The 9,722-nt window shown below is 38.9% G+C and carries 17 protein-coding genes and 1 pseudogene; 5 read left to right on the top strand and 13 right to left on the bottom strand.

Annotated features, from left to right (window positions below; translation table 11 throughout):
• Positions 1-151: 151 nt before the first annotated feature.
• The 13 genes and pseudogenes from ACF8FD_RS14140 to ACF8FD_RS14080 form a co-directional block, all read right to left on the bottom strand.
• Entirely contained in the window at positions 152-700 is a 549-nt protein-coding gene (locus tag ACF8FD_RS14140; protein WP_392453510.1) for a hypothetical protein, read from the bottom strand.
• Positions 697-1,101, bottom strand: coding sequence for a DUF559 domain-containing protein (locus ACF8FD_RS14135; protein ID WP_392453509.1), 405 nt, complete (start codon positions 1,099-1,101; stop codon positions 697-699). The genes ACF8FD_RS14140 and ACF8FD_RS14135 overlap by 4 nt, the downstream gene beginning before the upstream one ends.
• Complete coding sequence (locus ACF8FD_RS14130) at positions 1,079-1,279, bottom strand: hypothetical protein (RefSeq protein ID WP_392453508.1); 201 nt, start codon at positions 1,277-1,279, stop codon at positions 1,079-1,081. The genes ACF8FD_RS14135 and ACF8FD_RS14130 overlap by 23 nt, the downstream gene beginning before the upstream one ends.
• Complete coding sequence (locus ACF8FD_RS14125) at positions 1,279-1,788, bottom strand: hypothetical protein (RefSeq protein WP_392453507.1); 510 nt, start codon at positions 1,786-1,788, stop codon at positions 1,279-1,281. The genes ACF8FD_RS14130 and ACF8FD_RS14125 overlap by 1 nt, the downstream gene beginning before the upstream one ends.
• Positions 1,785-2,042, bottom strand: a complete 258-nt coding sequence (locus tag ACF8FD_RS14120; protein WP_392453506.1) for a winged helix-turn-helix domain-containing protein — start codon at positions 2,040-2,042, stop codon at positions 1,785-1,787. The genes ACF8FD_RS14125 and ACF8FD_RS14120 overlap by 4 nt, the downstream gene beginning before the upstream one ends.
• Positions 2,039-2,788 carry a hypothetical protein gene (locus tag ACF8FD_RS14115; RefSeq protein ID WP_392453505.1) on the bottom strand — a complete coding sequence of 250 codons (750 nt, stop codon included), beginning with the start codon at positions 2,786-2,788 and terminating at the stop codon, positions 2,039-2,041. Before ACF8FD_RS14115 ends, ACF8FD_RS14120 begins: the two co-directional genes overlap by 4 nt.
• Positions 2,781-3,719, bottom strand: coding sequence for a YdaU family protein (locus tag ACF8FD_RS14110; protein ID WP_392453504.1), 939 nt, complete (start codon positions 3,717-3,719; stop codon positions 2,781-2,783). Before ACF8FD_RS14110 ends, ACF8FD_RS14115 begins: the two co-directional genes overlap by 8 nt.
• A pseudogene (locus tag ACF8FD_RS14105) lies at positions 3,716-4,070 on the bottom strand (hypothetical protein). Before ACF8FD_RS14105 ends, ACF8FD_RS14110 begins: the two are co-directional and overlap by 4 nt.
• Entirely contained in the window at positions 4,067-4,357 is a 291-nt protein-coding gene (locus ACF8FD_RS14100; RefSeq protein WP_392453503.1) for a hypothetical protein, read from the bottom strand. Before ACF8FD_RS14100 ends, ACF8FD_RS14105 begins: the two are co-directional and overlap by 4 nt.
• Complete coding sequence (locus ACF8FD_RS14095) at positions 4,354-4,662, bottom strand: hypothetical protein (RefSeq protein WP_392453502.1); 309 nt, start codon at positions 4,660-4,662, stop codon at positions 4,354-4,356. Before ACF8FD_RS14095 ends, ACF8FD_RS14100 begins: the two co-directional genes overlap by 4 nt.
• Positions 4,659-4,922: a hypothetical protein gene (locus ACF8FD_RS14090; RefSeq protein WP_081313232.1), complete on the bottom strand. Its 264-nt coding sequence runs from the start codon at positions 4,920-4,922 to the stop codon at positions 4,659-4,661. Before ACF8FD_RS14090 ends, ACF8FD_RS14095 begins: the two co-directional genes overlap by 4 nt.
• Positions 4,923-5,154: 232 nt before the next feature.
• Positions 5,155-5,655 (bottom strand): phage regulatory CII family protein, encoded by a 501-nt coding sequence (locus tag ACF8FD_RS14085; protein ID WP_062034641.1) that lies wholly within the window; start codon positions 5,653-5,655, stop codon positions 5,155-5,157.
• 58 nt (positions 5,656-5,713) lie between these two features.
• Positions 5,714-5,938 (bottom strand): XRE family transcriptional regulator, encoded by a 225-nt coding sequence (locus ACF8FD_RS14080; RefSeq protein ID WP_131230303.1) that lies wholly within the window; start codon positions 5,936-5,938, stop codon positions 5,714-5,716.
• 129 nt (positions 5,939-6,067) lie between these two features.
• Here ACF8FD_RS14080 and ACF8FD_RS14075 point away from each other — a divergent pair, with 129 nt between their 5' ends.
• The 5 genes from ACF8FD_RS14075 to ACF8FD_RS14055 all read left to right on the top strand — a co-directional run bounded on the left by ACF8FD_RS14075 (position 6,068) and on the right by ACF8FD_RS14055 (position 9,718).
• Positions 6,068-6,838: a LexA family transcriptional regulator gene (locus ACF8FD_RS14075; RefSeq protein WP_131230301.1), complete on the top strand. Its 771-nt coding sequence runs from the start codon at positions 6,068-6,070 to the stop codon at positions 6,836-6,838.
• Positions 6,839-6,940: 102 nt separating this feature from the next.
• The gene (locus ACF8FD_RS14070; protein ID WP_392453501.1) at positions 6,941-7,243 is read left to right on the top strand and encodes a hypothetical protein; all 303 of its coding nucleotides are present in this window, start codon (positions 6,941-6,943) and stop codon (positions 7,241-7,243) included.
• Positions 7,244-7,321: 78 nt separating this feature from the next.
• Positions 7,322-7,648 carry a hypothetical protein gene (locus ACF8FD_RS14065; protein ID WP_392453500.1) on the top strand — a complete coding sequence of 109 codons (327 nt, stop codon included), beginning with the start codon at positions 7,322-7,324 and terminating at the stop codon, positions 7,646-7,648.
• A 173-nt stretch (positions 7,649-7,821) separates the two neighbouring features.
• Entirely contained in the window at positions 7,822-8,700 is an 879-nt protein-coding gene (locus ACF8FD_RS14060; protein WP_087010870.1) for a site-specific DNA-methyltransferase, read from the top strand.
• On the top strand, positions 8,681-9,718 hold the full coding sequence (locus ACF8FD_RS14055; RefSeq protein WP_087010868.1) for a DGQHR domain-containing protein: 1,038 nt from the start codon (positions 8,681-8,683) through the stop codon (positions 9,716-9,718). Before ACF8FD_RS14060 ends, ACF8FD_RS14055 begins: the two co-directional genes overlap by 20 nt.
• Positions 9,719-9,722 lie beyond the last annotated feature (4 nt).

Genomic DNA, 9,722 nt, shown 5'->3' with positions numbered 1-9,722 from the left:
AAAAATTCATTATCGCTTATTTTCATGAACAAACTATGTCAAAAAAAAGCCCATCAAATGATGAGCTTTTAAGCCTTGGTCTCGGATAAACCGTAATACGACCAGTATAGTGAAACTATAGCCTAGTCAGTAAAATTTTCCTAGTATTATTTTAAGCGTCCATATATGTCAGTTTCTTGTATTTTTTAATTGCTTTAGATGCCTCATCTATAGCCGATTCAATTGCCATATCCATTAACTTTTCATATTTTTTCCATGTGCAATCATAGGCCTTGAGTGACATTTGACGCGCTCCCACTCCCGCATAATATAAACGACCCTTAGCTGTGTAATTTTCCTCTAATTCAGGATCTAAAGAAAAATCTATAACCATGCGTGCAATTAAGTAAGCCAAGTGATTCATGGTGATTTGCTCAGGCTCCCGTTTCTTATCAGCCACGGCGTTTTGAAGCATGATATTTACCAGGTGCATACGCACATATTCATAATCACTTTCACACTTACCACCAAAGACAATTAATGAAGTAACCGACTTCGCCAACTGCGTATCCATTGTAGCAATGGCACCTAAACGATCTTCGTAGTTCAAAGGCTTCTCTCCAGTGCCATGAGCTTGTGGCTCAAAATTTGGCGACTTTGCAGTAATGCCATGAGTCAACCATTCAAATTGTTCAAATTTATCTGCCATAACTGCATTCATCCCAAATCCCCCACCATCTTCTCTATTTGCTGTATCGCTAAACCCGACTTCACTTGTTCTGTACTAAACCGTATTACCTGGTAACCCATCATTGTTGCTGCGTTATATTTTTCTAAATCGCCTAAGTACCCCTTACCCCTCGTATGCCTACCATTACTCCAGATCCCGCCTTCCACTTCGACCAATATCTTTTTACCCTTCAAATGAAAATCAGCTCTCCATTTGCGTGTGGGGTGAAACTTAAACTCCTGCTCAAACTCAATTCTAAGCGCCTTGAGTTGTAGGCTTAGAGTTTGCTCACCCTCACTAACAACACGCTGCTTCTTGACCGATGCATGACGTTTAGCCCTGCGTTTTGGTTTGTAGATTTTTCGATATTCAGCGAGGGAGATGCTGGTCACTTGCAACTCGTTTAATCAAGGTAAAACACCCATAATTTCCAACAAATTTCTGCCCACTGTCATCAATTGCTGCGACTGCAAAATTCTTAATATGCGTCACAGTTAGTGTGCTTGTTGGTTGCTTCCATGCTTCAACGTCATGAATCACCTTGTCACCAATATGAAATGGATTACTCATCACTCAACCACCTCCACATCAGCACACAAACACATGAACGGCGTTCCATCATCCAAGCGCCCAAATACACGGCCATCTTCAACTCGGTCTAACACACCGTATCCAGTGAATCGCTTACCTGAGTAAATCGTTGCTGATTCACCAATAAAATCTACTTTTACGCGGTCGCCTTTTTTAGGTTCTGTTTTGTTGTGCCAAACACGCTTACCATCAACGGTACCGAAACCACAAATTAGACAAGCAACGTCGTAACCGTGTTGGCAATGCATATTGTTATGCTCTGAAACTCTCGTATTCGGGCTAACGTGATTGCGGATATCTGTTACATGGTCGGTTCGGTCGTAGTCGGCTAGAGCGGTGCGGAGCTCAGAGATTAAAAAGCTCTGCTGACCTGTCATATTCGGAAAGCTCAACATTGAAATGTGGTACTCATTTCGTGTAATCCAGAACACAGCCCACTCTGGCGCACCCGCCACAATTTCTCGCATCTGTTCGATTGTTAAATTCATGGCTGCACCTCAAATAACCGTTTAGCCTTTTCGGTAGCCTTGAGACTCAAAGGGCTTTTGCTGTTTGTCTCCAAATACCCTTCTGCTAAAAGCTGATTAACAAACACATTGGCATTACGTGGTGATATCCCCATCCACTCAGTAACTTCTTTCAAACTGGTTCGCCCAGACTTCTGAATGATTCTTTTCAAAACTAGTACCATTCGTTCACCTTGTTTCACGGCTTGTTTTGTACTGAAGTTCTGCTGCTTCACACTTCACCCCCAACACGATTGAATCCATTGGCTTTCATTGCCTGATACTCATTTGGATTATCAAAAGGATCTGGCCACTCGTTTTGAACCCGCTTCGCAGCTTCACTCACCTCAAGCTTTTGAGGTTTCGGAATTTCACGATTACGGACATTCAGTTTTCGCTTTAGGTTCTCCAGCTGCTGACGTGCAATATCGTTGGTCACGGGTTTGTGGCTTGGATCATCACCAGTAAATCCACATTGAGCAATTGCTTCTAGTAATTCATCCGCCTCATTGCGCTCCTTAGCCTCAGATATGATTCGCTTGTAAACACTGCTATAAACTTTATAAAACGTATCTGTTGAACCTAAATATCCATAAGGCTTTACAACTTCATCAAATGCTTGTTTTGCAAATTTATTGATTTCATGAGATCGATTCTGTTTTTCGTAAGTCAGAGCCTGCAACCAAGCCTCATCATGACTTTGGTATTCATACTTACCTAAACACCAATCTTTAAATTCGTTTACGGATGGTGGCCAAGCTGAAGTTTCAAGACGAATCAGCCCCCGATTAAATTGCTCAAAGGTGATACCTGAAAGCTTTTGGACAAACTTATCAATCACCTGACCCTTTTTTAAGCCTGACCATTGATCTGTAAAGCGTTTACCGTATGACAAAAGCATGTCTTCAACCAACTTACGCGCATCTTGCTCGCCAAACTGTTGAGCAGGATGATCCTGATGTTGAGTTAATTCATTACGCATATTTCACACCCTCCACTTCATGAACATCTCGAATCGACGGAGTGTCTTCACCACCAATTTCAGATAGCCACTCATTGACTTCACCCTGAGTTCTATTTCCTGCGCTTGATTGAGATTTTGGTTTTTGAGGTGTTGATTGTGTTTCACGCTGACGTTTCGTAGCATCCTTGTTGTTTTGAATCCATGTGTACCACTTGACCAACCATAGGCTTGGCGTGTTCTTGGATTCTTCACCCTTAGCTGAGAAGAAATCACCAAAGTTGGTAAACATGGAAATCAAATCTTGAATTTGAACTTCACAGAATCTTTGTCTTCCAAGTTCAATAAAATCGTTTTGGAGTGAGTATTGATTTACGCATTCGAGAATTGAATATCGCTTATGGTCTTCAGATTTGTATTGTGAAAACTGAATTGCTGGTAATGGAAAATTTTCCTCACACGTATTACTACTACTATCAATAATATTGGTTACTGGTTCATGGTTTATGGTTAGTTGCTCGTCCGTTAAATTCTCGTCTAACGGATTTTCAACGGTCGTTGAACTTTCGTTATTCGTAAGCTTAACTTGTGATGAACCACCATTAGGGTCTTGTTGCTTTTTCGCTGCACGCTTTTTAGCAGATGCTTTACCTGCCTCACTCGCTTGTTTACGTTTTCCGTGGTATTCAGCAATTTCACGCTCACAACGATTGTTGATATAAAGACCATCATTCAACGTGAAAAACTCATCTAACACATATTGAAGAGCTTTTACTTGCTCATCAGTTGAGCATTGAACACGGCGAGCTAAACGATCCAAATTTGAAGCATCAAGGGGTTGCTCTGTGTCGTAATACATATCCAGTAAATCACGATAAATAGCACGCTCAACTAAGCTCAAATGGCGAGTCGCATTGTTGAAATCCCCAATATGATGTTGGTAATAGTTCATTTAGCTTCCTCCAATTTGACTAAGCCACGTTTTTCCAACTGACGAATAATTCGAGGTTCGACAAATTGATTGTTGATCTTGTACCTGGTGCGTGACTTTTCTTTCACCTGGATAAGTTGGGTACCTTCTTGCATTTGGCGACGTATCGCTATGGCTTGCCCCCATTTGGGTTGTATGCTCAAGAATGAAATAAGCTTCCTGAGCCTCAATAGCTTGGTTCATGACTGATAAAGGCATTGCGGCAAGTTCTTTAGGTGTGTATATCTTCACTGGATCGAGTAAAGGGATAATTGCTTCGATAGGTGCTGGAGAAACGGTGATATCTTGTTTCTTTTTGGTGATTTTCTTCATAACGCACCACCTTTGATATTTAAATAAGCACCCACTCTGTCGCCCTCATATTTCAGCTCATCGAGCAAGTCTTGTAGTCCAAATTGATTTGCTCGATTTACGAGATGGCGAATAAATTCATTTTTTTCATGATCACCATCTTCATCGTCACAATCGCATTCACACTCATGGTCTTCACATTCAGAACAGTGAAAATCAACACCACGATCTGTCAGCTCTTCAGCAATCGATTCAAGATCACTTTCATCTGCTTCGCTTATGAAGCTCATCACGTCATCAAGTGTCATACCCCACCTACCTTTTCATTCATCTGAATGAAACGCCCAAACATAAAAATCTGACCTGCTCGATGCAGGCTTGAAATGATTTCACCTGCATACCAAGCCGAAATGCGATGATCGTTGATCAGCATTTCCATAAATTCGTCACGGGTGACGGCAGCATTCTTTTCATCACCTTTGATCTTGCGTAGGTTAGCCCCACGGATCTCCAGCAATCCCTCTAATGTGCGGAGTGCTGGCTCGTACCATGATTGAAGCTGCATCACTTGCTTATGCTCAGGCTTCTTTTGAATGGCCTTGTTGGTAATCATGGAACCTCCGCTAAGGCTTGTTCAGCTAGAGTGAGACGGCGTTTTGCATTGAGCTCAATAGTTGAAGCACTACGAACAAGCTTTTTGTTTAGGGTTAAAATGCCAATACCGATATACACATCGACGGTATTTTCATAGACTTCCATGACGTTATAAATTTCATCAAAGTTGCCTATAACTACATTAAGCACAACAGCATCCCCGATTAAAAAATCTATATTGTCTTCAATGACTTGTTGTGGTAAATTTGCGTCGTTCATGAAAGTGTACCCTCTGAATTGAATACTAAAGCCCGATCTCAACTCTCGGGCTTTTTTTTGCCTGTTTGGTGTGCTAGATTCAGATACATGTTCAATTCCACTAGAATGTTTTTGAACTAGAAAGTCTGAGAGTCGAGCCTCAGGCTTTTTTTTGATTAATACTTGTGTTAAATTTGAATTGTTCATTATTTCCACCTCTAGGGTAATGAATCGAAAAGCCTGATTTCTGCGATCAGGCTTTTTCTTTTTGAGCATTTGCTGTGTACTTCTGCATTTGCTTAAGCGCTGCCTGATCCACGGCGGTAATCAACTCGATCAAGCCCTGGGTAATCTGATGGATCTCTTCGTATTCCGCTGGTGTAATCACCCCATCCTCATAAGCCTCATACACAACTCGGTTTGCTTTCCCGCTCTTAATGTTGTGTTGCATCATTGCTTCAAAGATCGATAGCTCATGATGTTTGCTTGAGTCACAATCCACTGGTACTAATGCGTATCCCATCTGATGCGCCCACACCTTTAAAATTTCAGGGTTCTGCGTATACATCATGATGGTTTCAAGCTTCTTTAAGCTCGGTAAATGGTTTGGCATCCCTACGTTTCCGTAGTTGCAAATCGTGTTATGTGAATCACCAGTGACCTGAGCAATTTCCTTTGGTGAAATTCCCTGCGTCTGGTTAATCATTTTAAAAATTGCCGTTTGTGCTTCACGGCTTAGTGTTATTTCTTGCATTTGTGAAATCCTTGATTTTTTTCACGTTTCTATAAGGCTTCGACTAAGTAATAATTGGTTATGCGGCGGAGGGATTCTTCTTTAAGAAAAATTCAAATAATTTTTTATGTGAAAGCTTATCGTTGCTTGCATCCACAATTGCTTGAATGGTCTCCATACGAGGCTTTTTGCGCCCATGGATTAGATGCGACTCCATGTATCCATAAGAAACTCCTACGCGCTCGCAAAATTTATTTTTTTCAGGCTCGCTTAAAGCTTTCCAGAATTCATATAAGTTTGGCATTTAAATACACCCAATAGGTAAATTAAATACAAATATACCTGTAAGGTAAATTTAATTCAACCTATCAGGGTATTTATTTTTTCTACCCATCGGGTAAATTTAACAAGTAATTTTAAATGTGGGGTTCGTATGACAGGCTTAATGCAAATTCATGAGATTCGCTTAATGAATGCTAGAAATTTATTAAAGGAATCTGGATTGAGTCGTGCGGATTTTGCTGAAAAGACCGGTATTTCCTATAACTTAATCAGTCAATATATTGGTAAAAATCCAACAAAGAATATTGGGGATGAAACTGCGATAAAGATCGAGGAGGCTTTTGGAAAACCTAAGGGGTATCTAGATCAGGCAAATGCTTTTTCACTTGACTCCAATGACTCGGAATCAAGTCATGCTCAATCGAGCGGTATTAAAATCGCCCCAATTGAATTTAGAAGTGGTGACGCAAAAGCCACCAATGTGAGAATCCCTGTCTACAAGGATATCAAAGCATCCTGTGGTGCAGGTATTGAGAATTTTTTAGAAGATGTGAGTGAATATCTTGATATAGATCCTTACATACTAAAAATCATGGGTATTCAAACAAAACCTGAAAATTTAAGAATTATCTACTCATCTGAGTACAGTATGTGGCCAACTGTGGCTCCTGATAGCCCACTCTTTGTAGACATATCTGATAAAGATCCAGATATGCTGAAAAATGGCAATGTATATGTTTTTACACATAGCAACGAATTAAGAATGAAGCGAATTTTTGTTAGTTACGCAGGTGGCAAAACCGTAAGGCTTGCAAGTGATAACCCAGATAAAGTTCGCTACCCAGATGAATTTATTACGAATGAGCAACTTAATGAAATCAATTTTGTTGGCCGTTTGGAATTAGCGCTCGTAAAGCCATAGATGCTGTAACAAGTAAAGCCATAGATGCTGTAACAAGTAAAGGTCTAACACGATATCAACCAAGATATCCTATGATAAGAATTCTTAAAAAAGGAAAACAAAATGATCGCTACACTTAACAAATCCAAAACTGCGCTAACAATTAATCGTCAAGAATTCAAATTGGCATTAGAAAAAATTGGCGCAGGAATTGATAAACAAATAGCCTCGCTTAAAAAAGCTAAACAAAGCTACGACCCTGCTGAAATAGCACGCGAGGTCATAGGTGAAGTAAATATCTTTGAAGCGATTATTGAAGGTTTTAACGAAGCTGAAGGCACTAATCTAAAACTAGCAGATATAACCAATCTTGATACAGCACAAGGTTGGGTGGATGACTTTTTAGAAAAGTATTCGGATATATAAATAGCCCTGATCAATTTTGCTGGCTGGATTAAATAAAAAGCCGCTATATGCGGCTTAATCACGTAATGAGAATGATTAATGAGTAAAGAATACAATAATATTGAGGTGAGTAAATATAGCGAGCTAAGCAGTGATGAACAAACCGCTATTCATGAAATGCTTATCTCATATGTACGCACAGGTCATTTCTACAATATTGTCTTACTCCATGATAGTGAGCCTTACGACCTGGTCAAGCTTGTAAGTATTAGCTTCGAGAATCAAGATGCTGCAATATGGGTTCACTTCGAGACGATTACTGGTGAGAGACTGACTATGCCTTTAGACTTTATTTCAAGAATAGAATTATGTAATCAAGAAGAACTTTTAAACACTGTGAAGCTGGGCCGGTATGAGTCTGTTTAGGTTATCTCTGGATGTTTATAAAGTAAGTCATCAGTGACTTTGAAAAAGAATAAAAACTGTGAACCCGACGCGTCTTTTTGGATTAGAAGTAAAAAGTGTGTCCATCTGACTTGCTTTCATGGTCACTAAGATCTATCCTTCACTTTTAATTTATTTTCTGGTATGTGGAATATATGGCATTTGAAATATTCAATGATGATTGTTTAAACATCTTGAAATCTATTGAAGATGATCATATCAATCTTACGATCACTTCTCCACCCTATTGTATTGGTAAAGCTTACGATATACATACGACAATCGAAGGATTCATTGAAATTAATGAACCCGTTATTAAGCTTATTTGTGAAAAAACCAAGCCGGGAGGTTCTGTATGTTGGCAAGTTGGTCACCACGTTCTTAAAGATGAAATTGTTCCTCTAGATTTTGTGGTTTATGAAATTTTTAAACGCGTTTGCCCTGAAATGAAGCTTAAAAATCGGATTATCTGGACTTTTGAGCACGGAGCAAATTGTAGAAATCGATTTAGTGGCAGGCATGAGACTATCCTATGGTTTTCAAAAGGCAAAGATTGTTATTTTGATCTCGATGCGGTGAGAGTAAAGCAAAAATATCCTGGTAAAAAATACTATAAAGGCCCTAAGAAGGGTGAATACAGTGGAAACCCGTTAGGTAAAAATCCTGGTGATGTCTGGGCCATTCCAAATGTAAAAGCTAACCATATGGAAAAAACGGATCATCCCTGCCAGTTCCCGATTGCTTTAGCTCAACGCTTAATAAAAGCACTATGTCCAGAAAATGGGATTGTCTTAGATCCATTTATGGGCTCCGGATCAACAGGTGCTGCTTCTATTTTAGAAAATAAAGATTTTATTGGTATTGAGCTGAAGAGTGAATATTATGAAATAGCAAAAAATAGACTACAAGATGCAGAAATAGGTCTTCTTAAATATAGAGAAATTGATAAACCTATTTTTGATCCTGCAAATGCTGGATCTGTAGCAAAAGACCCTTTTATTAATGGAGTATTAAATGAAAATTCCAGCTATTAAATTTCAACAACAGGATAATTCTCTATACATTTTTAAGATAAAGGCATCTGAATTATATGAAATAGTTGCTATTAATCAACGGGAAGACGATAAGGATACTGGATACCAACGAACCCTATCTATTTCGAGAGCTAAAGCAATTTCGAAATATATAACTCAGAAGCAAAGACCAATAGCTCCAGGTTTGGTTGTTGTATTTGAAAACTCGACTTTCGATGAACATGAATCTACGATTACAATTCCTGATCAAACAAATGCGGGGTGGGTGATTGATGGACAGCATAGATTAAGAGGAGCTAAATTAGCAGCAGATGAAGGAATCGATATTGAATTGGCAGTTATTGCTTTTCTAAATTTAAGTGAGAGTGATCAAGTCGAGCAGTTTATTACAATTAACCAAGAAGCAAAAAGTGTTCCTGCTTCTCTGTATTTAGACTTAAAAAGACAAATACCAACACTAAATGCAAAAACCGCGACGGAGGTGGCTAAAGAGAAAACTGTAGATATTGCAGATGTACTCAGAAAAAATCCTAAAAGTATATTTTTTGAGAAAATAGCAGTTACGTCTTCGCCATCAAAAGGTCAAATTTCCCTTAACAACTTCGTTAGAAAAGTGCATCCTCATTTGGTAGAAGGAAAAGGTGCTTTTGCCACCTATACCAGCCAGGAAGTAGCTATTATTTTAGACAATTACTATAAAGGCTTATCCAAATATGAGCCTGATTTTTTTAAGTCTGCTGATAAGAATATTTTCTTTAAAACTTTAGGTTTTGGGGCATTAATAAATGCTTTGCCAACTTTTTTTCAGTGGGTAGCTAAAGAATATAATAGTACATTTACTATTGAAACTGTTGAGCAAGGATTTCTTAAAATTGACCATACTGATTTTAATTTTACTTCTTGGGAAAAAGCAGGCACAGGCTCAGATGCTGAAAAAAGAGCGGGCACTGATCTAATTAATGCTATTGAAGATGGCTTTACCCATGGTGGTAGTGAATCTAAAATTAAATTATTCTAATTGA

The organism is Acinetobacter sp. TYF_19, from assembly GCF_043105125.1.
Lineage (GTDB): Bacteria > Pseudomonadota > Gammaproteobacteria > Pseudomonadales > Moraxellaceae > Acinetobacter > Acinetobacter johnsonii.
The sequence above is the reverse complement of the archived record's forward strand: the minus strand, read 5'-3'. Positions and strand labels throughout refer to the sequence as shown.

Bases quoted from the DNA above. Each gene is read 5' to 3' on its own strand.
- ACF8FD_RS14140 (WP_392453510.1), bottom strand. From the start codon at position 700: ATGAATGCAGTTATGGCAGATAAATTTGAACAATTTGAATGGTTGACT.
- ACF8FD_RS14130 (WP_392453508.1), bottom strand. From the start codon at position 1,279: ATGAGTAATCCATTTCATATTGGTGACAAGGTGATTCATGACGTTGAA.
- ACF8FD_RS14125 (WP_392453507.1), bottom strand. From the start codon at position 1,788: ATGAATTTAACAATCGAACAGATGCGAGAAATTGTGGCGGGTGCGCCA.
- ACF8FD_RS14115 (WP_392453505.1), bottom strand. From the start codon at position 2,788: ATGCGTAATGAATTAACTCAACATCAGGATCATCCTGCTCAACAGTTT.
- ACF8FD_RS14110 (WP_392453504.1), bottom strand. From the start codon at position 3,719: ATGAACTATTACCAACATCATATTGGGGATTTCAACAATGCGACTCGC.
- ACF8FD_RS14100 (WP_392453503.1), bottom strand. From the start codon at position 4,357: ATGACACTTGATGACGTGATGAGCTTCATAAGCGAAGCAGATGAAAGT.
- ACF8FD_RS14095 (WP_392453502.1), bottom strand. From the start codon at position 4,662: ATGATTACCAACAAGGCCATTCAAAAGAAGCCTGAGCATAAGCAAGTG.
- ACF8FD_RS14090 (WP_081313232.1), bottom strand. From the start codon at position 4,922: ATGAACGACGCAAATTTACCACAACAAGTCATTGAAGACAATATAGAT.
- ACF8FD_RS14085 (WP_062034641.1), bottom strand. From the start codon at position 5,655: ATGCAAGAAATAACACTAAGCCGTGAAGCACAAACGGCAATTTTTAAA.
- ACF8FD_RS14080 (WP_131230303.1), bottom strand. From the start codon at position 5,938: ATGCCAAACTTATATGAATTCTGGAAAGCTTTAAGCGAGCCTGAAAAA.
- ACF8FD_RS14075 (WP_131230301.1), top strand. From the start codon at position 6,068: ATGACAGGCTTAATGCAAATTCATGAGATTCGCTTAATGAATGCTAGA.
- ACF8FD_RS14070 (WP_392453501.1), top strand. From the start codon at position 6,941: ATGATCGCTACACTTAACAAATCCAAAACTGCGCTAACAATTAATCGT.
- ACF8FD_RS14065 (WP_392453500.1), top strand. From the start codon at position 7,322: ATGAGTAAAGAATACAATAATATTGAGGTGAGTAAATATAGCGAGCTA.
- ACF8FD_RS14060 (WP_087010870.1), top strand. From the start codon at position 7,822: ATGGCATTTGAAATATTCAATGATGATTGTTTAAACATCTTGAAATCT.
- ACF8FD_RS14055 (WP_087010868.1), top strand. From the start codon at position 8,681: ATGAAAATTCCAGCTATTAAATTTCAACAACAGGATAATTCTCTATAC.